Below are 19,930 nucleotides of genomic sequence, written 5' to 3'. Positions count from 1 at the left end.
GGCCGGAGAAGTTCAGTGAGCAAGGCGGAGAGTCCGGGCTCAAAAGCGCGGACTCTCCGGATCTATGGGACCCGGATCAGCCCTCGAGGTCCTGGCCTTCGTCCGGCTCGGGCGTGCCCAGCAGCTCGTCGGCAATCTTGTTGGTCGAGGCGCGGACGGCCTTCTCGATGGAGGCGGCGACGTCCGGGTTGGCCTTCAGGAAGGCCCGCACATTCTCGCGGCCCTGACCGATGCGCTGGCTGTCGTAGGAGAACCAGCTGCCCGACTTCTCGACGATCCCGGCCTTGACGCCCAGGTCGATGATCTCGCCCAGCTTGGAAATGCCCTCGCCGTACATGATGTCGAAGATGACCTCGCGGAACGGCGGGGCGACCTTGTTCTTGACGACCTTCACGCGGGTGGTGTTGCCGACGACTTCGTCGCGGTCCTTGATCGCGCCGGTGCGGCGGATGTCGAGACGGACCGAGGCGTAGAATTTCAGCGCATTGCCGCCGGTCGTGGTTTCCGGAGAGCCGTACATGACCCCGATCTTGTGACGGATCTGGTTGATGAACAGCACGATGCACTGCGACTTGTTGATCGAGGCGGTCAGCTTGCGCAGGGCCTGGGACATCAGGCGGGCCTGAAGGCCGGGCAGGCTGTCGCCCATCTCGCCCTCGATTTCGGCGCGCGGCGTCAGGGCGGCGACGGAGTCGACCACCACGATGTCCACGGCGCCCGAGCGCACCAGGGTGTCGACGATCTCCAGCGCCTGCTCGCCCGTGTCGGGCTGCGACACCAGCAGGTCGTCGAGGTTGACGCCCAGCTTCTGGGCATAGCCCGGATCGAGCGCGTGTTCGGCGTCGACAAAGGCGGCGACGCCGCCGGCCTTCTGGATTTCCGCCACGGTGTGCAGGGCGAGGGTCGTCTTGCCCGAGCTTTCGGGACCAAACACCTCGATCACCCGACCGCGCGGCAGGCCGCCGATGCCGAGCGCCATGTCGAGGCCCAGAGATCCGGTCGAGACGCTGGCGATCTCCGCCACGACGCCGCCCTTGCCGAGCTTCATCACCGAGCCCTTGCCGAAGGCGCGATCGATCTGCGCGATCGCGGCCTCGAGAGCGCGTTGCTTGTCGCCGTCTTCCTTGCCCACCAATTTCAAAGCCGCCTGTGACACTGCCTTCGTCTCCCTTGCCATGATTCCCATCTGGTTTCGGGAGAGACCCGCCACGGACCCGCTCCCTCGTTGTGTGAGGCGGACTATGTGCACGGTTTGTTCCCGTTCACAAGATGTTCTCTTTCTGTCCTCCGGCGGTTCCGGTTTCATACGTCCAGAAATGACGTATCCGTTCACATTCGGCGATCAGGCCGTCCGGGCGGCGACCATGGGCTCGGCGATCCGGGCATAGGCGGACACGCCCGCGCCGAAGACCAGGATGGCGAGCGCGACCATCAGGAGCGGGCGGACGACCGACTGTTCCGGGCTGAGCGGCCGGACGAGCATCAGCCCCAGCAGGCCGAGCAGGGCCAGCGCGCCCGGCAGGTCCATGCCGATGCCGAGGAAGACCGGATGGCTGAGCCCCACCAGCCAGGCGCCGACGATCGCCGCCGTCACCGCGACCGGCGCCAGCGAGGTGGGCTTGAGCAGGGCCGGGTCGAACAGGCCCGCGATCACCGCGGCCAGCGCCGCCAGCAATGCCGGCCACAGGAAGAGGAAGGCGGTCTCGGGCGCGAAGCCCTGCGCTCCGGCCGCGAAAACCAGCACCAGCGCGATCAGCCCGGTCCAGCCGCCCCAGACGGTCTTCGCCGCCAGTTGCGGCGCCAGCGACAGGCCGATGGCGAGGACGCCCGCGCCGAGGATCAACGGGTTGATGCCGCCTTCAAAGAGAACGGTCAGCAGGGTCAGGGCGGCCAAGGCGCCCGCCGTCAACCGCCGGTCGGACCGGGCCCGTCCGCCCAGCACCGCCAGAATCAGGGCCAGCACCGCCAGCGCGATCCCGGCCTCCAGCCAAGGCAGGCGTGCCAGCAGGGTGTAGTAGGCGTCCGCGCTGTCGATCCGGCCGGCCATCGGCCCGCCGAGCGCCCGCACCACATGGGTGACCACCAATCCCGCCGTCAGGAACCAGAGACCGTCCACCATGCCTCGTCCCAGATCGGCGAAGGTCAGGCCGGCGCGACGGCGGGCCAAGGCCGCGGCCCCGCCGAGCAACAGGGCGGCGACGCCCCACAGGACCCAGCCCATCGCGGGCGGATAGCGGACAATGACCTGGCCGAACACGTCGGCGTAGACGGTATTGGTCGTGGCGACGGGCAGGGCGGGGGCGCGCAGCAGGGCGTCGGCGGTCTCCAGCGCCTGTGCGCCGATGTGCTGGACGCTGCCCTGATCCAGCGCGTCGGGAGTCGAGCCGGTGGCGTGATACTGCTCGGGCCGTCCGATGAAGGCGAAATTCACGCCCTGGACGCCGCGCGCCTTGGGAATGGTGAAGTCGGTGCCGTTGGGCATGGTCTCGTAGACGAAGACCGCCAGCGAGTTGGAGGTCACGCCGCCGGTGGCCCGCACCGCCGCCTTGCCGAACAGGGCGATGGTCTGGCTGTTGCCGCGCCCGGTCTCGAACATCATGGCCCGTCCGCCGCCGCCGCGCGCCTCCAGATTGACCACCGCGCCGATGCGGTCACGCAGGGGGTGGCCGCCCCAGAAGACGCGGGCGCCGTCCAGATCCAGTTCCTCGCCATCGGTGAACAGCACCACCAGCGTGCGCTCCGACGCGCCGCGCGCACGAAGCGCCCGCACGGTCTCCAGCACCGCCGCCACGCCCGTGCTGTCATCCGCCGCCCCGGGCGAGTTCGGCGTGGTGTCATAGTGAGCCATCAAAGCCACGGCGGGCAGGGCCGGGTTCGCCCCGGGCAGGACGCCGATCAGATTGGTCGCGCTGAAATTCGCCGCCGCCGGGGCGCCGCCCTCCCGCGTCAGTCGTCGGATCGAGCCGGGGGCCAGGGGGCCGGTCTGGGTCGAGGTCTGCAGGCCCAGCGCCGTCATCCGCTGCAATAGGAAGGTCTGCACCCGCGCATGGTCGGCCGAGCCGATGGGGTGGGGCCGTTGGGCCAACTGGCGCACGTCGGTCATCGCCCGCGCCGTCGAGAAGGCCGTCGCGGGCGCGTCCGCCCCGACCGGGCGCGGCGACTGCAGGGTCAACACTCCCACCGCCAGCGCCACGGCCAGCGATCCGATCAGCCAGAACAGGCGCATGTCGATATTCCCCCGCTGAGACAGGGGGACGCTATGTCATCCCGCGGGATTAGCGAAGAGGGATCAGGCCGCGCGGCGAATGGCGGACGGAGCCTTGACGAACAGGCCCCGGCGGCCGGCCACGGCGCGGAAGGAGACGCTGTCGCCGTCGATGCGTTCATCAGGGCCGAGGAACAGCACGCCGTCATCGACCAGACGGCGCTCCAGATTGTCCAGCACCTGGGTCCGCTTGGCCGGGTCCACGTCGTCCAGCACATTGCGGCAGAAGATGACGTCGAAGCGGGTGTCGTCGGTCGGCGCGTCCAGCAGGTTGGCGCGGGCGAAATGGACGGCGGCGCGCAACTGGGGCTTGGCGATCCACGCCTCGTCCGTCTGTTCGAACCAGCGCAGCATGGTCTCGGCCTTGAGGCCGCGCTGGATCTCGAAGCCGGTGTAGGCGCCGGTGCGGGCTTTCTCCAGCGCGCGCTGCGACAGGTCGGTGCCGACGATCTCGACCGGCGCGCCCGCGTCCAGCGCGGTCATGGCGACCGACAGGGCCTCCTGTCCGGTGGAACAGCCGGCAGACCAGATGCGCACAGGCTGGCCGCCCCGCGCGCGGCTGAGGGCGGGCAGAAGCTCGGCGCCGAGGGTGTCAAAGGTCGGACGGTCGCGGCGGAACCAGGTCTCGGGATTCAGCAGCGCCTCGATGATCGCCCAACCCAGGGTCGCCACCGGCCTGGCCCACAGGGAGCCCAGCATGGCGTCCACGGTGTCGAAGCCCTCGCGCCGCGCGACAGGACCCAGCCGATGCTCCGCCAGCTTCATCCGGTCGCGCGTCAGCCGGAACCCCGCACGTGAGGCCATCAGCGACTGCAGACGATCGAAATCCTCCGGCGACATGGGGTCAGACGGCTCCCACTTCGGCGAATTTCGACGACAGGATCTCGCCGTCGAACGGCTTCATCACATAGTCGTCGGCGCCGGCGGACAGCGCCTCGGCGATGCGATCGGCGCGGGTCTCGATGGTGCAGAACAGCACCTTGGGCTCCAGCCCGCCGGGCAGGGTGCGCAGCCGCCGCAGGAAGGTCAGGCCATCCATCACGGGCATCGACCAGTCCAGCAGGATCACCTCTGGCATCAGGCCGGCGCAGAAGGCCAACGCCTCCGACCCGTCGGCCGCTTCATCGACCTCGAAGCCCAGACCCTCGACGATGCGCCGGGCGACCTTCCGGATGATCCGGCTGTCGTCGACGATCAGACAGGTTCTGGGGGTCAAGGGGTTGTATCCTGAAGGCGAATCCGGGCGCAACGCCCGCGTGTAGCTCTATAACCCCATGATCGCTTCGAGCCGGTTAACGAGTCCTTGGGAAACCGGCTTAAGCGTCAGTTAGGCATGCGGGCGACCAGGGCGACGCGGCCCTCGTCGACCTGAACGTCGAGGGTTCCGCCCGCGTCGTGGACCGTGAGCCACAGCCAGTAGGGCTGGATCCATTGGCCGGGCAGGCCCTCGGTCAGCGGCTGGCCGGCCAGACCGGCGACGGCCTCGCCCTTGAGACGCGCCCGCGCCCCTTCGGCCACGCCCTCCAGCACGACGCCGTCGCTGGCGGCATGGGTGCGGATGGTCGCCGTGCCGCCGGACGGCAGGGCCGCCATGGTCAGATAGGCCAGATTCACCAGCGCCCGCGCCTGCGGCTTGGGATAGGTGCCGTCGGTGACGGCCCAGTTCAGGGTCGCGCGGCCGCCCTCGGTCAGGCCCGACACTAGGGCGCCCAGCTCCTCGGCGGAGAACCGCTCCGCCGAGGTGGCGGCGCCGAAGGCCACCCGCGCGAAGCTGACCAAGGCGATCATCTTCTTCGCGCTGGCCTCGATCAGGCCCATGGCGTCGTCTCGCATATCCTGCGCGGTCGGGTCCTTCAGCAGGTCCAGACCCGAGCTGATGGCGCCGGCCGGGCTGATGAAATCGTGGCACAGCTTGCCCGCGACGAGGGTGGCGAGGGCCTGACCGTCAGGCAGGCCGGACGGTTGGGCGGGGGGCGGCGTGAGGTCGGTCATCGGGTCCGGAGGCTGGCGTACGGCGTATCTCAAGGCTGACCTGATTTGCCGGTTCTTCAAACCGCCCGGATGCTCTATCGGATCGCGGATGAGCAACCGACTGACCGACGACCTCGCCTCCGGAGCGCTGACCGAGGCGCTCGCTGATATCGCCGAGGACGCCGCGCGCGTCATCCTGCCCTATTGGCGTTCGGGCGTCGTGGCCGAGGCCAAGGCCGACGACAGCCCGGTCACGCAGGCCGACCGCGAGGCCGAGGCGCTGATCCTCGAACGCCTCGCCACCCTCTATCCCGACGTCCAGGCCGTGGCCGAGGAGGCGGTGTCCGCCCACGGCATTCCGCAAACGCTTGGCGACTGGTTCTGGCTGATCGACCCGCTGGACGGGACGCGCGGCTTCGTCGAGGGGCGCGAGAGCTATACGGTCAACATCGCCCTGATCCACAACGACGCGCCGGTCGCGGGCGTGGTCACGGCGCCGGCGACGCAGACGACATGGCGCAGCGGCGTGCCGGGGAAGGGCGCGTTCCGCCGCCGGTTTGGCGAAGCCTGGACCGCCATTTCGGTTCGCGAGCGTCCGGCCTCGCCCACGGCCCTGATGAGCCACAGCATGACGGATGACGAGGCGACGCGGCTGGCGTCCCGCCACGGCTGCGTCCAGTGGCAGGGCACGGACTCGTCGCTGAAATTCTGCCTGATCGCCGAGGGGCGCTTTGACGCCTATCCGCGCACCGGCCCGACGTCCGAATGGGACACGGCGGCCGGGCAGGCGGTGCTGGAAGCCGCGGGTGGACGCGTGATGGCCGAAGACGGCGCGCGCCTGCGCTACGGCAAGCCGAACCACGCCAACGGCGGGTTCGTGGCGCTCGGCGGCTAGGCGACGATCAGGGGCGGGTCTTCACGGTTTCCGGCATCGCCACCACAGCGCGGTCATACAGGGCCGTGGCGCCCTGTTCCCGCGCGGTTTCCATCGCTTCGGCCAGGATGAGGCCGACGGACCGCGCCTCCACGCCAGTCAGGCGGGCTCGGGCGAGGAACAGCTGAGCGATGCCGATCTGGTCGGCGGCCCAGTCCAGCGGCTGGGTGCGGCCCGGCTGGGTCAGACGGCGGTGGATGACGGCTTCCAGCCCGTTCAGCGCCTGCACATCGCCCATGGCCTCGGCCAGCACGACCTCGGCGGACAGGCGACGCTCCCGGAGAAGGGCGCCGATCAACAGGCCGGGCTCACGGGTCAGGGCCTCGGCCTGCGCCAGCGTCAACAAGGGCGTGTCGCGGCTTGCGGCGGCGAGCAGGACGGCGGCCCAGTCCAGCGGGCTGTGATCGGGCGTGAACTGTTCGGCGGCGGCCTCGAACAGGGCGCGGCCCTGAGCCAGCGCCGTCTCGTCCTTGGCCAGCGCGGCCAGGGCGGCCAGGCCGGTTCCGGCCAGCGCCAGGGCGCGGGCGCGGGTCAGGGGGCGCTGGTCCGGCGAAGAGGCCTCGACCAGGGCGCGCAGGTCGCGACCGGCCTGATCCAGCAGGCGGGCGTCCCGGCGGATCACTCCGGCTTCCAGCGACATGGCCGCGCGGTCCAGCCGAAGCTCGTCCGCGACGGTCGGGGGCAGGCTGCGGGCGTCGTGCACCGCCGCGTCCAGCAGGGCGCCGGCGTCCAGAAGGGCGTTGGTCTCGCCGCTCAGTCGCGCCTTGCGGGCCGACAGGCGGGCGTGCAGGGCGGCGGCGGCCGAACGGGTGGCGGCGCGTTCGCAGGTCAGAACCTGGACGTCCGACAAGGCGGCGGTCAGGGCCGCCGGACCGCCGAACAGGTCGAACCGCAGCAGATGGATATTGCCCGACTCGATCGCGACGGCGGCGGTCTGGTCCAGGCTGGTGGTGTGGCGGGCGGCGTCCGACGCGGCGGCGGCGGCGCGCTCGAGGCTGATCCGGCTGCCGGTCCGGCGGGCATGCTCGCGCCAAAGGACCGAAGAGCGCATCCAGCCATCGAAGGGGCGGGTGGCCGACACCCGACCGGCGTCTATGCCCTCGCGTCGGGCCTCGGTCTGCACCAGATCGGCGCCGACAAGCTCCAGCCAGCCGAGATCCTCGCTCTCGCGAGCCCTTTCGAACAGCTTCCTCAGATCACGGCCGAACTCGAACATACACGCCTGCTCCGGAACCGTCCCGCTTCGGGACGGACGAATGGTCCCCGGACGGTCTCCAAGCAAACGCAGCGCCGCGCGGGTGGTTCGCGCTTAAAAATCTCAACCCAAGCGGGGCGTCCGGGCGCGGCAGCGTTGCAGGTCGGCGCGGGCCTCGGCGTCGGCGGCGCTCAACTCCCGCACGGCGCGGATGCGGGCGCGGGTCTGTTCGGCTTCCGCAACCGTCGGGTTGCGGCCTGCCGTAGCGGCGGCCTGGGTCGCAGTGAGGGACCAGTAGAGGGCGGCGTCATACAGGGCGCGGCCCTCGCCGCTCTCGCCGCCTTCCAGCTCCGACGCCGCCTGGGTCAGCCCCGCGCAGCGCACCATGCCCTCATAGGGCAGGGGCTGGTCGGACGCGGCCTGCGCGCCCGACAGGGACAGAACGACCGTGGCGGCCAGCAATAGCATTCAGTTCTCCACGGCACGGCCTGCGCGTCTGGAACAACAGAGAACCACGCGGAAGTGACGGAAGGAAGACCGCATCAGGGGCGGCCGGTTGGTCTAGTCGTTGGCCGTCGCCTCTGCGCCGCCCGCCGCCCGGCGGGCGTGGATCGCGTCGATGCGTTCGCGCGCCCAGTCCGCGAAGCCGGAGCCGTGGGGATCGTTGGCGATGGGCAGCAGATAGAACTCCGCCTCCTCGTCATGCCCGGCGGCGATCATCGCCTCCGCCGCCTGAGCGCGCAGGTTCAGGACCTGTGGCGCATGAAGAACGGCCAGACGCAGGGTCTCCAGATCATTCTCGTTCGGATAGTCCGGCGCCACCTGACGGATGCGCGCCAGGTTGGCCAGCACGCGATAGTCAGTGTCGTCCGCTGCGAAGGCGCGTCCGAGAAGCACCTGCGCCTCCCGGAAGCGGGCGATCATCTGGACGTCGTCGGTCGCCTGTTCGGCGGCGTCGATGCGGCGTTCGGCCGACATCAGCAGGGCCTCGACATTGGCGGGCTCGACCGCCAGCACCTGGGTCAGGGCGGTCTCCGCGGCGGCGGGGTCGCCCCAGGTGATCTCGGCCCGCGCCAGGGTGGTCAGGGCCAGCGGATCGCCGGGATGGCGCGCCGCCGCCGCCCGCGCCTGTGTCAGCAGGGCCGGATTGTCGTCGCCGCCCGAGCGCTCCTTGATGTTCAGCCCGATCAGCATCACGTCGTCCGCGCTTGCGGGCAGGGCGGTGACGGTCATCTGCGGGTCGATCGGCGGGATGTTCAGCTCGCTGTAGTGCAGGCCCCGGGTCATGTAGGCGCGCAGGTTCCGCGTCAGCACGTCCGTCGTGGCCCCCATCCGGGCGGTGAAGGCGGTGACCGGGTCGGCGCCCGTCCGCAGGTCCGCCAGATAGCCGTCGAACCTTTGCAGCCGGTCGGGGTCCGCCAGCAGATAGTGGGTCAGCAGCCAGGATTGGGCGTAGAACATCGCGCGCTGCCCCTGCCGGTCCAGCGTCATCGGCGAGGCGGTCAGCAGTTGCTCCAGTGGAAGCCAGCGTTGCTGCTGCAGGTTCTGCAGGCGCCCCGGATTGGGATAGCCGACAGTGGACTTGCCGCGCGCATCGACGGTGGCGGTGGCGAAATACTCGGCATAGCCCTCACGGAACCAGCCCGGATAGCTGCCCGGCCAGGTCTGGGACATGTGGTGGTGGGTGTATTCGTGCAGCAGCAGGTCATCGTCGCGACCACGGACCAGGATGGCGCGGATATCGCTGGGACTGGCGCGATAAAAGCCGTCCACGCCCTCGGGCAGGTCGGGTTGTACGACCCGAAGCTCCCGCCCGTCGCCGACCAGATAGACCGGCAGCTTGCGCAGTCCATCCGCGCTGGCGGGTGTTCTGGTGAAATGACGCAGCAGGGCGTCGAACCTTTCCAGCCGGACGGCATAGTCCCGCAGGTTGCGCTCGGATCCATTGCTGTAGACGACGAAGTGGGCGGTCTCGGCTCGCCGCCAGTCGGCCAGCGCGGCCTGTGGCGCGGACAGGGCCAGAACGACCGCCGCTCCAGCACACCAGGCGCCGCGTTTGATGACGTCGATCATGTCCCACTCCCTCCAGGCAGCCCAGACTACCTGAAGAGGTGGGATGACAACCTGTCAAAAGATGATCAGCCGCGCTCTTTCGTCTTCGTGAACGCCACCTTGGGGAAGCGTTCGCCGACGTAGCCGGTTTCCCAGCTGGACTTGGCCAGGAAGACCGGGTCGCTGTCGATGTCGGTGGCCATCTGGCCGCGGTATTTGCCCATGAAGTCTTCCAGATCGGCCCGGTCGCCGCCAATCCAGCGGGCCTCGGCATAGGGGCTGGGTTCGAAGAGGACTTCCAGTCCGTATTCCTCGCCCAGACGGTCGGCCATGACCTCGAACTGAAGCTGGCCGACAGCGCCGACGATGAAGTCGGACCCGAGCTCGGGACGGAACAGCTGGGTCACGCCTTCCTCGGCCAGACCCTCCAGCGCCTTCTTCAGGTGTTTGGCCTTGAGCGGATCCTTGACGCGGACGCGCTGCAGGATTTCCGGGGCGAAGTTCGGCAGGCCGGCGAAGCGGATCACGCCGCTTTCCGACAGGCTGTCGCCGACGCGCAGGACGCCGTGGTTCGGAATGCCGATCACGTCGCCGGCGAAGGCGTCCTCGGCCAGTTCGCGGTCGGAGGCGAAGAACATGATCGGGGCGTTCACCGACAACTGTTTGCCGGTGTTCTGGACCTTCAGCTTCATGCCGCGCTTGAAGCTGCCCGAGGCCATGCGGAACATGGCGATGCGGTCGCGGTGGTTGGGGTCCATGTTCGCCTGGACCTTGAACACGAAGCCGGTGACCTCGTTGGCGCCGGGCTCGACGGTCAGGTCGACCGGGGCGGGGGCGTTGCGGGTCTCGGGCGGGGCTTCCTTGCGGGCCTTCATGGTCTTGGGCGCGGGGGCCCATTCGCCGATGGCCTTCAGCAGCTCGTCGATGCCGAAATGGCGCAGGGCCGAGCCCCACAGCACGGGCGTCATATGGCCTTCGAGGAAGGACTGCGGGTTGAAGGTCGGATAGCCCGCCTCGACCAGCTCCTGGGCCTCCATCAGCGCTTCGTGTTCGCCGGCCTCGAAATACTGGGCGGCGTCAGCCAGCGGCAGGGCCTCGGGGTGGGGGACGTCTTCCTTCGAGCCGGCGGGCTTGCGGGCGTAGGGCTGGAACATGCCGGTGCCCATCTCGACCATGCCGCGCAGGCGGTTGCCGCTCTCGGCCGGCCACCAGATGGGGGCGGGGTCGAGTTGCAGCCGTGACGCGATCTCGTCCAGCAGGGCCATCGGGTCCTGGGCCTCGCGGTCCAGCTTGTTGATGAAGGTGATGATCGGGATGTCGCGCAGGCGACAGACCTCGAACAGCTTCAGCGTCTGCGGTTCGATGCCCTTGGCGGCGTCCAGCACCATGATGGCGCAGTCGGCGGCGGTCAGGGTGCGATAGGTGTCTTCGGAGAAGTCCTCGTGCCCGGGGGTGTCGAGCAGGTTGAACATCTTGCCGTCGTGCTCGAACGTCATCACCGAGGCCGAGACCGAGATGCCGCGTTCCTTTTCGATCTTCATCCAGTCGGACTGGGTCCGCCGGTTCTCGCCCCGCGCCCGCACGGCGCCGGCCGCCCGGATCGCCCCGCCGGACAGCAGGATGTGCTCCGTCAGCGTCGTTTTACCGGCGTCGGGGTGGGCGATGATCGCGAAGGTGCGGCGGCGCGCCGCCTCTTCGGGGAGAGTGAGCTTTGACATTGGACGCGCGACCTAGCGCGGACCGGGCCGAAAGTCACCCGACGACGGGCTTCCGGCCGATCCGGTCTGTCATCGAAAGTGAATACCCCTTGGCAATGAAGGGATAATGGGATCATTGTTCCGTCAGGCGAGACGTCCGGTCACGCAATCGGGCGCCGCCTTTGGAAACGAAGGAACGGACATGGCCCTGCATCACCCGATCGACGACCGCCCCGCCGCCCGTGAAGACGGCCCCCATCCCGCGATCTGCCTGGCCCTCGGCTTCGCCGTGATCACCCTCGGCGCGATCATTGTCCACGTGGTGTTCAACTCGCTGGTCTGAGGCGTGCCCTAGTCTTCCGCCGAAGCGGGTGCGGCCATCCCGGCCTTCTCGGTCGCCTCCGTCAGGAGGTCGCGCACGGCTGTAAGGTTGTCACCGCCATGCGGATTGTTCGCCAGCGGCTGGAGATAGGCCACCGCTTCCCGATACCGGCCCCTGTGCATCATGACCTGCGCCGTCTGGAACCGCAGGGACGAGATCTGGGGCGCGAGCTGCGCCCCGGTCAGCAGGATTTCGACGTCGTTGTCCGTCGGGTAGTTGCCCGCGCCGCGCCGGCTCCGCGCCAGGGCCAGATAGGTCCGGTAGTCCAGGGCGTCAGCCGCATAGGCCCGACCCAGAGCACGCCGGGCTTCGGCATAGAGGGCCGCGCTGCGATCTGAATCTTCTGTCGCATCGCCCGCGTCCATCAGGGTTATGGCGAAGAAGCGCTGGCCCAGCGGCTCGTCCGGATAGGCCTCGACGACGGGGCGCATGACCCCCACGGCCTCCTCCGGCTGCTTCATGTCCAGATAGGCCTGGGCCAGAACGCGGGCGGCGAAGGGGTCGCCCGGATAGCGCCCGGCGACCCGTTGCGCCTCGGCCAGATTCCCGGCGCGACGCTCTTCCGGCACGTAGCGCGCCAGCCGCAGGTCCAGCCAGACCAGTTCCGCCTCGGCAGGGCTCAGCCGCTCCACCACCACATCGACCGGCGGGAACTCCTGGGCCTGCGACAGGAAGTTGATGCTTCCGTTGAGGTACCGGCGGACGTCGTCCTGAAGCTGCTCCGGGGTGCGGTCGATCGTGCCTTGCAGCGCCTCGACCGGGTCCCGCCCCTCCATCATCACAGCGGAAAGGTACCGACCCAGTTTGGCGCGCCGCTCGGGCGTGCTCATCAGATAGTGGGTCAGGGCCCACGACTGGGCGTAGTAGAAATGCCCCCTCGAGCCGGTGTCGTAGGACCGCGACCGCAGCAGCTGGTCCATCGGCATCCAGGTGTTGGTCCCCATGGTCAGGGAGTTCATGCGGCCGGCGTCGAACAACCCGACGCGCATGCGACCCGGCGACAGGTCCGCGGTGGCGAAGAACTCGGCGAAGCCCTCCACGAACCAGCCCGGATAAGCCCCGGTCATGTTCTGCTGCATGTAGTGGTGGGCGTATTCGTGAAACAGGGTGTTGTCGTTGTCGCTGCCCGTGCCGCCCGTGACGGCGAAGATGCGTTCCTCGCCCGGCGTGTAGAAGCCGCCGACATTGGCCGGGATGTCGGGCCAGATCTTCTGCATATCCGTCCGTCCCTCGGCCAGATAGATCGGCAGGCGGGGGGCGATCAGGCTGGCGTCACGCGGCGGGAACCATGTCCGCAACAGGCGGTCGAAGCGCTCGACCTTCTGCGTGTAGCTGCGCAGGGCGCCTTCGTTGATGTCGCCGTACACGACGAAATGCTCGCTGGTGGCCTTGCGCCATTCGGCGTGCGCCGGGGCAGCGACCATCAGCGTCAGCGCGGCCATCGCCAGCGCGACGGTTCTCAGTACGGTTGTCATCGCAAAACCCCCGGCTCCCCCAGATGAGGCAACTCTAGCGAGGGGAACCGGCGCGATACAAGCGCAGCTTTACGCCGCCAGTCGCATCCAGACCGCCTTGTCGGCGGCGACGGCGTCCAGCTTGCCCCTGGTCGCGCGCAACTGCAGCTGGCGCATGACCGGCTGGGGCAGGGCGCAGAACTGCGGTTCGACCAGATCGGGATGGCAGCCCGCTTGCGGCGCGGCGAACAGGGCGGCGTTCACGTCCGGCGAACGGTCGTGGATCAGCCAGGCCAGACGGCGCGCGCGCTGCGGATCGTTGTGGTGCAGCAACGGGTCCTCGGCGAACAGCTCGCAGCCGAGCTCCAGCACATAGTCCAGATCCAGCGCTTCGAATCGGCGCGCGTCGCCGGCCGTGACCGGGCAGGCCTCGTCCAGATCGAACACGACGTCGTTCAGAAGAAACAGCATCCGGAAACACCCACCATCACGCCGGGCTCAGGCGGCCCGTTGAGATGACCCTAGACGCCCCGGCTTGCGGTTCCGTGTGCGAACGTCGTTAAGGATTTCGCACCGGCGGCGGCGGCGTTAACGGATGGGTTTCCATGTCGCCGCCCGCGCTGCGCAAGGCGGGGCATCAGCCCGGTCGCCAAGCCTCGACCTCGGCGCCGCCAAAGGCAAACCGCTTCACCAACGGATTGAACAGGGTGGTCGGATAGGTCGTCAGCGGCGCGCTGGCTGCCTGCAGTCGTTGGGTCTGGTCGGGCGTCAGAGCAAGCTCCAGCGCAGCGACGTTGTCGGCGATCTGTTCCGGGCGGCTGGCGCCGATCAGGATTGAGGAAACCGACGGGCGACCGGCCAGCCAGGCCAGGGCGACCTGGGCCGGAGAGGCGTTCACCTCCTCCGCGACACGCCTCACGACCTCCAGGGTCTCCCAGTTGCTTTCGGTGAATTTGGAATCTCCGAACGGATTGGCGCCCGACAGTCGGCCCTCGCCCGCGGCTGTAGCGTCGGGCTTGCCGTCCGGCAGGGCGGGGCCGCGCTGTCCCGCGACATTGGCGGGGTCGTCGCGTCGGTATTTGCCGCTCAGGAAGCCGCCGCCCAACGGGCTCCACGGCTGGACACCCATGCCGAATTCGGCCGCCATGGAAACGTGCTCGCCTTCGATGCCGCGCTCCACGAGAGAGTATTCAAACTGCAGGGCGATCGGACCGGGAAGGCCCCGCGCCTGCGCCAGGGTGGCCAGCTTGGCCGCGTACCAGGCGGGCGCGTTGGACAGGCCGTAATAGCGAATTTTGCCGGACCGGATCAGGTTGACCAGAGTCTCCAGCATCTCCTCGACCGGCGTGACCATGTCCCACACATGCACCCAGTAAAGGTCGATGTGGTCTGTTTGCAGACGCTTCAGCGAGCCGTTCACCGCAGCGTTGACGTGCTTCGCGCCGTTGCCGCCCGAGTGCGGATGATCGCCGGTTCCGAAACCGGACTTGGTCGCGATGACAATCCGGTCCCTCAGGCCGCGCTCGGCGACGAAGCGGCCCACAAGGCTTTCGCTTTCGCCGCCCGAGTAGACATCGGCGGTGTCGATGAAATTGCCGCCTGCCCCCACATAGGCGTCGAAAATGGCGCGCGAGCTGTCCGCGTCGGCGCCCCAGCGCTGCGTACCGAATGTCATGGCGCCGAGCGCCATCGGGCTGACCACAAGGCCGGAACGGCCGAGGGTGCGGAAATCGGTGAGGGTCATGGGGCGCTCCGTCGAGGGGTCGGTCTCAACGAAAATGGACAGGGTCAGCCTTGAGCAGTAGTGGCTGTTTATCACCAAGGGTTTTGAGCAAGGCTCATCAATGGACCGCGAGACCTGGAGCGATCTGGCCATCTTCGCCGCCATCGTTGAGGCCGGGAGCTTTACCGCCGCGGGCGTTCGGCTGGGCGTTACGACCTCGGCGCTCAGTCATCGTCTGAGGGCGATGGAGGCCCGCATGGGCGTCCGCCTTCTGAACCGCACCACCCGCAGCGTGGCCCTGACCGAGGCGGGCGAACGGTTGCTGACGAGCCTGCGCCCGGCGATGGCCGAGGTTGAGGCGGCGCTGGTCGCGCTGGATACCGATCGGGCGCGCCCGGCCGGCCGGGTCCGGATCACCGCCCACCGCACCGCGGCCTTCCATCTGGTTCTGCCGCGCTTGTCCGCCTTCACCGAGCGCTTCCCTGAAATCACCGTCGAACTGGTGGTGGATGACGGGCTGGTGGACATCGTGCGCACGGGCTTTGACGCCGGCATCCGACGCTTGCCGTCGCTGGAGCAGGACATGGTCTCGGTCCGGATCGACGATGGGGTCGGCCTGACCATGGCCGCCTCGCCAGAGTATCTGGCGGCCATGGGGCGACCCGAAACGCCCGACGACCTGCGCAGGCACCGCTGCCTGAACTACCGCTTCGCCTCCGCCGGATCGATCTATCGCTGGACCTTCGAGCGCGACGGCCAAACGACGACGATGGACACGCCGGGCGGTTTCATCACCAACGATGTCGACATGCTTTGCGAAGGCGCGCTGGCCGGGTTGGGGATCGCCTGCGTGGTCGACACCCAGGTCGCGCCGCACCTGACGACGGGCCGGCTGGTCAGCGTGCTGGACGACTGGCGGCCCCGGCTGCCCCCGAACTATCTCTACTACGCGGGACGCCGGAACCCGCCTCCGGCGCTCCGGGCGTTTATTGATGCGATGAAGGCGCCATCGCCGGCGGCCGCGCGGCTATCCGTCTGAAGACTCGCCCGCAACCTTCTCGGTGATGAAATGCCGGCCCTGCCGGTCCTCGATCTCGACGATCCAGAGGTCGGGGTCGTAGCGGATCTGGCGTTGCAGGTAATCGTCCAGCTCGCTCTCGAACTCGCTCTCGACCGGCTGCATCCATAGGCGTTCGCCGTCGGGACCCAAGGCTTCGCTATAAAGTCTGGCGCGTCGGTCGGACGTGTTGAACACCTTGACGATCACCGTGCCCGCGCGGGCGTCGCCCTTGCGTGCGACGGTGGCGAAGCCGCCGCCGATCTCGGCGCGGCGGATCAGGGCCGAGACCCAGACATCACTCGATAGAAGCAAATCGCTAACCCTGCTCGGACACCGGACCTGAACGCTCCATGCGTAGGGTGCGGGGCATGACGATACGGCAGAACGCCCTGAAAACCCAATCGCGCAGCCTGGCGGCCCTGCTGGCCGTCGCGACCCTGTTCGCGCCCGGCGCGGCGTTCGCGGGCCCGGCCGACACCTATTATGAGCGCGCCTTCGTCGTCGCCGCCGACGCTCGCTGCGACCTGTTCCAGCCGCACATCGAGCGCGCCCTGACCGCCGCCACGGCGCAGGCGCGCGGCGCGGCGCTGCGTTCGGGCGTGGCCGCCGCCGATCTGACCGACGTCGCCTGGCGCGCCAAAGCCCGCGCCGGCGCCGTGTCGTGTCGGGATCCGCAGCTGGCGGTGGTGAAGGGCCGTGTCGACGGCGCCTTCCAAGGCTGGTCACGCACGCCGCGCATGACCTTCCCCGGCGATCGTCTGGACTGGGTCGCCAACCGCATGGGCTACGACCGCCCGACCTGGCGTCTGCAGCAGGCCTCGGTCGTCGGCGCCTCGCCGGTGACGTTCGGCTACGCCGGGCAGGGCGAGACCGCTCGCCTGACCGCCGTGGTCAGCTGGTACGGCCGTCCGCGTCCGACCTCGGCCCGTCTGGTCTTCCGCGATCCGGAGAAGGCGCCGCGTCCGTGGCTGGCCGGGAACAATCTGATCCCCGCCTCCGCCCAGGCCAGCCTGTGGTCGTCGGGCGTCACCGCCGCCGATCCGACCCTGCTGCCGACGGGCAAGCGCGCGGGCGAGGCCTGGGCCTTCGCCCCCTTCGCCGCCGAGGCGTTGGAGCAACTGGACCCCCGTGAGGCTTTCGCGCTGGAATTCCACTTCCGGGACGGCAGCGTCGCCACCGTGCCGTTCGAGGCGGGCGACTTCGCCGCCGGCCGCGCCTTCATGGCGATGGGCAGCCTCTAGCCCCCGTTCGCCACCGGCATCTGGATGATCTCCGCCCCGCCCTCGGGAGCGGGGGCTCGAGCCACCAGGGCGACGGGCATGCGCACCGTCACCGCCGTGCCTTCGCCCAGCGTGCTCTCGATGCTCATGCGACCACCGTGCAATTCGGTGAAGGCGCGGACCAGCGACAGACCCAGACCCGTGCCCTGACGCCGTTGCTCGGGCGCGCCCGCCTGTTCGAACGGGCGGCCCAGACGCTTGACGTCTTCCGGGGCGATGCCGACGCCGGTGTCGGCGACGACGATCTCCAGATAAGGGCCGACGGCCTCGACGGTGACGGTCACGAACCCGCCGTCGGGCGTGAATTTCACGGCATTGGACAGCAGGTTCAGCGCGATCTGCTTCAGGGCGCGCCGGTCGGCGGAGACGTCGACGGCGTCGGGCGGCAACATGCCTGACAGGGTGACGCCCTTGTCCTCGGCGCTGACGCGGACCAGCGCCATCGCATCCGACACCACTTCGCGCGCGTCGAACTTCTCGACGGACAGGGTGTAGCGCTCCGCCTCGATCTTGGAGACGTCCAGCAGATCGTTGATCAGGTCCAGCAGGTGTCCGCCGGCCTGGTGGATGTTGTCGGCGTACTGGGCGTAGCGATCCGGGATCGGGCCGAACAGGCGCTGGCGCATGATGTCCGAAAAGCCCAGCACGGCGTTCAGCGGCGTGCGCAGTTCGTGGCTCATGTTGGCGAGAAAGCGGGTCTTGCCCTGCTCGCGCGCCTCGGCCTCGTTGCGGGCGACCTCCAGACCCAGTTCGCGCGCATACTGGGCGGTCGCGTCGAAGGCCTGGGCGATCAGACGCGGGCCGGTCGGATCATCGAGACGACGCAGGACCAGTTGCACCCGGCGGTCCAGCGCCAGACGCGGGGCCAGGGTGGCGGCGCCCTCATGACCCGCCAGGGCGCGCGCCATGGCGGCCAGCAGGCGGGGACGGTCGGGGGCATGGATGGCGGCCACCAGTCCTTGCTCGAACAGCGGATCGACGGGAAGGGAGGCGGGCGGCGCCCCGTAAGCGGCGACCACGCGGCCGGAGGGTTCAAGGATCAGGGTCAGGCCCGGCTGGGCCGCCATCAGGGCTTCCACCCGTCGCACCTCGGCCTCGGCCGCGGCCATGCGGTCCTCGCGCTGACGCCATGACAGTCGCACGGCCAGCGCCGCCGCCGCCGCCGTCAGCACCGCTGACAGGGCGGCCAGCGCGGGCAGGTGCGGACCAGGGCCGCCCAGCATCCAGCTGGTCGCCAGCCCGCCTATGGCCGAGACGCCGACGCCCAGAGCGCCAGTCTGGACCAGACGCGGCCCGCCGAGAGCGATGCCGGCCGCCAACGGCAGGAAGACGAACCCGGCCAGCGGGCCCGTCAGACCGCCCGACAGCGCCGCCGTCGTCAGGGCCGCCATGCCCCAGACGCCCAGCAGGATCATCCGGTCGCGCACGGTGTCGTGCTTCAGTAGGTTCAAGCCGATCAGCCCCGGCACGATCATCGCCAGCACGCTGTAGAAAACCGGCCCGTCGACCCCGCCGATCCAGCGGGCGCCGAAGGCCAGCAAGGCGGCGGCCAGGGCCCAGCCCGCGTGCCATGCGGCCAGCGCGGCGCGATCACCGGCTCCGACGCGGGCGGCGCTTTCGATCGGGTCTGTTCCGGGGCTGGCGTTCAAGGGGCGGATAAAAGGGGGAGAAATGGCGACAATACCGGTCAGCAGACTAGCCGCCCGCTTGAGTCGTCCAAAGCCCGCACCCCCCACAGGCGACTGCTTGAAAGGCGCGCGGGACGTTTTCGGGGGATGGTTCGGGCGGTTGTCGTTAACGCGCCATCGGCCTATCTGCCCCCGATGACCATGCCTCCGCCCATTGACGCCGTCCTCGCTGAACTGATCGAGGAGTTCGACCTCCTCGGCGACTGGGAGGGGCGGATCGAATACGTCATCGACCTGGGCAAGGATCTGGAACCCCTGCCGGACGCGGATCGGCTGGAGGCGAACAAGGTGCCGGGGTGCGCCGCGCAGGTCTGGCTGGCGGTCCGCCATGAGGGGGATCGGCTCAGCTTCCTCGCTGACAGCGACAGCGCCATCAGCAAGGGCAATATCGCCCTGCTGCTACGGCTCTATTCCAACCGCACGCCCGCCGAAATTCTCGGCTTCGACGCGCGCGCCGCGCTGGACAGGCTGGGCCTGCCCTCGGCGCTGACACGTCAGCGCGCCAATGGCCTGAACAGCATGGTCGGCCGCATCAGGGACGCGGCCGCCGCGGCTCAGTAGTACTGGCCGCGGATGGTCAGGGCCGGGCGTTCGCCGGCCTGTTCGACGACGCGGGCGTCGAGGCGGCGCTCTTCGGGGTGACGTTCCCGGCGCAGCCACAGGCGGGGCGTCGCCTCCTCCGTCGTCCAGTAGCGGTCGTCGCGGAAGGCGCGGCGACCCAGATCGGCCAGTTCGTTGGCGCTGGCGCGGGTCGAGGACAGGGCGCAGGACAGATAATAGGGCGAGCGCGCGTCGTCCTCGTTGGTCCCTTCCTCGAGCCGAATGCGCCACGAGCCGTCATTCGAGATCAGGTTCACTTCCGACGCATATTCTTCCAGCGGCATGTCGCGCTCCCCATAGGGGCGCCGGAACTTCAGGTCGCGTGCGGCGCGGATGGCCTTCTCAAAGCTCAGCGCGCGGCTGGCGTAGGGCAGACAGATGTCGGCCACGACGCGACCGGTCAGGTTTTCTTCCGCCGTGGCGGGGGCGGCCGGAGCCGAAGCCGCGCCGATGATCAGCCCCATCACGAGGCCGGATGCCACAAATGCTTTCACGCCAGTCCTCGAAGCCGGGCGCCGGGGAACCGGGGCCTGGAAAAAACAAGGACGCGCTCCTCTCGGAGCGCGCCGCGTCGTCACCCTATGACCGTTGTTCAGCGGGCGAAAGTTACGAGACTGTAACATCGTCCT

General features: G+C 69.1%; 20 protein-coding genes. 5 read left to right on the top strand and 15 right to left on the bottom strand.

Annotation, left to right across the window (positions count from 1 at the left end):
• Positions 1-76: 76 nt before the first annotated feature.
• The 5 genes from recA to chpT all read right to left on the bottom strand — a co-directional run bounded on the left by recA (position 77) and on the right by chpT (position 5,257).
• Positions 77-1,177 (bottom strand): recombinase RecA, encoded by a 1,101-nt coding sequence (recA, locus tag ACW174_RS02805; RefSeq protein WP_492016178.1) that lies wholly within the window; start codon positions 1,175-1,177, stop codon positions 77-79.
• A 165-nt stretch (positions 1,178-1,342) separates the two neighbouring features.
• Complete coding sequence (locus tag ACW174_RS02800) at positions 1,343-3,226, bottom strand: M20/M25/M40 family metallo-hydrolase (protein WP_492016177.1); 1,884 nt, start codon at positions 3,224-3,226, stop codon at positions 1,343-1,345.
• Between the two features lie 63 nt (positions 3,227-3,289).
• Positions 3,290-4,105 (bottom strand): CheR family methyltransferase, encoded by an 816-nt coding sequence (locus ACW174_RS02795; RefSeq protein ID WP_492016176.1) that lies wholly within the window; start codon positions 4,103-4,105, stop codon positions 3,290-3,292.
• Positions 4,106-4,109: 4 nt separating this feature from the next.
• Positions 4,110-4,481: a response regulator gene (locus ACW174_RS02790; RefSeq protein WP_492016175.1), complete on the bottom strand. Its 372-nt coding sequence runs from the start codon at positions 4,479-4,481 to the stop codon at positions 4,110-4,112.
• Positions 4,482-4,588: 107 nt separating this feature from the next.
• Complete coding sequence (gene chpT, locus ACW174_RS02785; RefSeq protein ID WP_492016174.1) at positions 4,589-5,257, bottom strand: histidine phosphotransferase ChpT; 669 nt, start codon at positions 5,255-5,257, stop codon at positions 4,589-4,591.
• 88 nt (positions 5,258-5,345) lie between these two features.
• On the opposite strand from chpT, the gene cysQ reads away from it, so the two are divergent.
• Complete coding sequence (gene cysQ / locus ACW174_RS02780; protein WP_492016173.1) at positions 5,346-6,131, top strand: 3'(2'),5'-bisphosphate nucleotidase CysQ; 786 nt, start codon at positions 5,346-5,348, stop codon at positions 6,129-6,131.
• Between the two features lie 7 nt (positions 6,132-6,138).
• Here cysQ and ACW174_RS02775 read toward each other — a convergent pair whose 3' ends face one another.
• The 4 genes from ACW174_RS02775 to ACW174_RS02760 all read right to left on the bottom strand — a co-directional run bounded on the left by ACW174_RS02775 (position 6,139) and on the right by ACW174_RS02760 (position 11,135).
• The gene (locus tag ACW174_RS02775; protein WP_492016172.1) at positions 6,139-7,386 is read right to left on the bottom strand and encodes a hypothetical protein; all 1,248 of its coding nucleotides are present in this window, start codon (positions 7,384-7,386) and stop codon (positions 6,139-6,141) included.
• A 102-nt stretch (positions 7,387-7,488) separates the two neighbouring features.
• The gene (locus ACW174_RS02770) at positions 7,489-7,833 is read right to left on the bottom strand and encodes a hypothetical protein (protein ID WP_492016171.1); all 345 of its coding nucleotides are present in this window, start codon (positions 7,831-7,833) and stop codon (positions 7,489-7,491) included.
• A 93-nt stretch (positions 7,834-7,926) separates the two neighbouring features.
• Complete coding sequence (locus tag ACW174_RS02765; protein WP_492016170.1) at positions 7,927-9,438, bottom strand: DUF1570 domain-containing protein; 1,512 nt, start codon at positions 9,436-9,438, stop codon at positions 7,927-7,929.
• A gap of 65 nt (positions 9,439-9,503) precedes the next feature.
• Entirely contained in the window at positions 9,504-11,135 is a 1,632-nt protein-coding gene (locus ACW174_RS02760) for a peptide chain release factor 3 (protein ID WP_492016169.1), read from the bottom strand.
• Positions 11,136-11,316: 181 nt separating this feature from the next.
• Between ACW174_RS02760 and ACW174_RS02755 the strand changes: the two genes are divergently transcribed.
• Positions 11,317-11,457: a hypothetical protein gene (locus ACW174_RS02755; protein WP_492016168.1), complete on the top strand. Its 141-nt coding sequence runs from the start codon at positions 11,317-11,319 to the stop codon at positions 11,455-11,457.
• An 8-nt stretch (positions 11,458-11,465) separates the two neighbouring features.
• Here ACW174_RS02755 and ACW174_RS02750 read toward each other — a convergent pair whose 3' ends face one another.
• The 3 genes from ACW174_RS02750 to ACW174_RS02740 form a co-directional block, all read right to left on the bottom strand.
• Positions 11,466-12,971: a DUF1570 domain-containing protein gene (locus ACW174_RS02750; protein ID WP_492016167.1), complete on the bottom strand. Its 1,506-nt coding sequence runs from the start codon at positions 12,969-12,971 to the stop codon at positions 11,466-11,468.
• Between the two features lie 69 nt (positions 12,972-13,040).
• A complete protein-coding gene (locus ACW174_RS02745) occupies positions 13,041-13,421 on the bottom strand; it encodes a hypothetical protein (RefSeq protein WP_492016166.1) in 381 nt (126 codons plus the stop codon).
• Positions 13,422-13,587: 166 nt separating this feature from the next.
• Positions 13,588-14,694, bottom strand: coding sequence for an aldo/keto reductase (locus ACW174_RS02740; protein ID WP_492016165.1), 1,107 nt, complete (start codon positions 14,692-14,694; stop codon positions 13,588-13,590).
• Positions 14,695-14,794: 100 nt separating this feature from the next.
• On the opposite strand from ACW174_RS02740, the gene ACW174_RS02735 reads away from it, so the two are divergent.
• Positions 14,795-15,712 carry a LysR family transcriptional regulator gene (locus tag ACW174_RS02735; protein WP_492016164.1) on the top strand — a complete coding sequence of 306 codons (918 nt, stop codon included), beginning with the start codon at positions 14,795-14,797 and terminating at the stop codon, positions 15,710-15,712.
• Here the strand turns inward: ACW174_RS02735 and ACW174_RS02730 are convergent.
• On the bottom strand, positions 15,701-16,045 hold the full coding sequence (locus ACW174_RS02730) for a DUF1491 family protein (RefSeq protein ID WP_492016163.1): 345 nt from the start codon (positions 16,043-16,045) through the stop codon (positions 15,701-15,703). The two genes, ACW174_RS02735 and ACW174_RS02730, sit on opposite strands and share 12 nt — an antisense overlap.
• 56 nt (positions 16,046-16,101) lie before the next feature.
• On the opposite strand from ACW174_RS02730, the gene ACW174_RS02725 reads away from it, so the two are divergent.
• Complete coding sequence (locus ACW174_RS02725; protein ID WP_492016162.1) at positions 16,102-16,974, top strand: hypothetical protein; 873 nt, start codon at positions 16,102-16,104, stop codon at positions 16,972-16,974.
• Here ACW174_RS02725 and ACW174_RS02720 read toward each other — a convergent pair.
• Entirely contained in the window at positions 16,971-18,662 is a 1,692-nt protein-coding gene (locus tag ACW174_RS02720; RefSeq protein WP_492016161.1) for a sensor histidine kinase, read from the bottom strand. The genes ACW174_RS02725 and ACW174_RS02720 overlap by 4 nt on opposite strands.
• A 180-nt stretch (positions 18,663-18,842) precedes the next feature.
• Here ACW174_RS02720 and ACW174_RS02715 point away from each other — a divergent pair, with 180 nt between their 5' ends.
• Complete coding sequence (locus tag ACW174_RS02715) at positions 18,843-19,262, top strand: SufE family protein (protein WP_492016160.1); 420 nt, start codon at positions 18,843-18,845, stop codon at positions 19,260-19,262.
• On the opposite strand, the gene ACW174_RS02710 is transcribed toward ACW174_RS02715, so the two are convergent.
• A complete protein-coding gene (locus ACW174_RS02710) occupies positions 19,256-19,795 on the bottom strand; it encodes a hypothetical protein (RefSeq protein ID WP_492016159.1) in 540 nt (179 codons plus the stop codon). The two genes, ACW174_RS02715 and ACW174_RS02710, sit on opposite strands and share 7 nt — an antisense overlap.
• Positions 19,796-19,930 lie beyond the last annotated feature (135 nt).

The sequence above is a fragment of the Brevundimonas sp. AVps31 genome, assembly GCF_058681355.1.
This window is presented reverse-complemented; position numbering and strand designations above follow the sequence as displayed.

What these genes read in the sequence shown, in the direction of transcription:
- recA (WP_492016178.1), bottom strand. Translation starts at nt 1,177, where the DNA reads ATGGCAAGGGAGACGAAGGCAGTGTCACAGGCGGCTTTGAAATTGGTG.
- ACW174_RS02800 (WP_492016177.1), bottom strand. Translation starts at nt 3,226, where the DNA reads ATGCGCCTGTTCTGGCTGATCGGATCGCTGGCCGTGGCGCTGGCGGTG.
- ACW174_RS02795 (WP_492016176.1), bottom strand. Translation starts at nt 4,105, where the DNA reads ATGTCGCCGGAGGATTTCGATCGTCTGCAGTCGCTGATGGCCTCACGT.
- chpT (WP_492016174.1), bottom strand. Translation starts at nt 5,257, where the DNA reads ATGACCGACCTCACGCCGCCCCCCGCCCAACCGTCCGGCCTGCCTGAC.
- cysQ (WP_492016173.1), top strand. Translation starts at nt 5,346, where the DNA reads ATGAGCAACCGACTGACCGACGACCTCGCCTCCGGAGCGCTGACCGAG.
- ACW174_RS02775 (WP_492016172.1), bottom strand. Translation starts at nt 7,386, where the DNA reads ATGTTCGAGTTCGGCCGTGATCTGAGGAAGCTGTTCGAAAGGGCTCGC.
- ACW174_RS02770 (WP_492016171.1), bottom strand. Translation starts at nt 7,833, where the DNA reads ATGCTATTGCTGGCCGCCACGGTCGTTCTGTCCCTGTCGGGCGCGCAG.
- ACW174_RS02765 (WP_492016170.1), bottom strand. Translation starts at nt 9,438, where the DNA reads ATGATCGACGTCATCAAACGCGGCGCCTGGTGTGCTGGAGCGGCGGTC.
- ACW174_RS02760 (WP_492016169.1), bottom strand. Translation starts at nt 11,135, where the DNA reads ATGTCAAAGCTCACTCTCCCCGAAGAGGCGGCGCGCCGCCGCACCTTC.
- ACW174_RS02755 (WP_492016168.1), top strand. Translation starts at nt 11,317, where the DNA reads ATGGCCCTGCATCACCCGATCGACGACCGCCCCGCCGCCCGTGAAGAC.
- ACW174_RS02750 (WP_492016167.1), bottom strand. Translation starts at nt 12,971, where the DNA reads ATGACAACCGTACTGAGAACCGTCGCGCTGGCGATGGCCGCGCTGACG.
- ACW174_RS02745 (WP_492016166.1), bottom strand. Translation starts at nt 13,421, where the DNA reads ATGCTGTTTCTTCTGAACGACGTCGTGTTCGATCTGGACGAGGCCTGC.
- ACW174_RS02740 (WP_492016165.1), bottom strand. Translation starts at nt 14,694, where the DNA reads ATGACCCTCACCGATTTCCGCACCCTCGGCCGTTCCGGCCTTGTGGTC.
- ACW174_RS02735 (WP_492016164.1), top strand. Translation starts at nt 14,795, where the DNA reads ATGGACCGCGAGACCTGGAGCGATCTGGCCATCTTCGCCGCCATCGTT.
- ACW174_RS02725 (WP_492016162.1), top strand. Translation starts at nt 16,102, where the DNA reads ATGACGATACGGCAGAACGCCCTGAAAACCCAATCGCGCAGCCTGGCG.
- ACW174_RS02715 (WP_492016160.1), top strand. Translation starts at nt 18,843, where the DNA reads ATGCCTCCGCCCATTGACGCCGTCCTCGCTGAACTGATCGAGGAGTTC.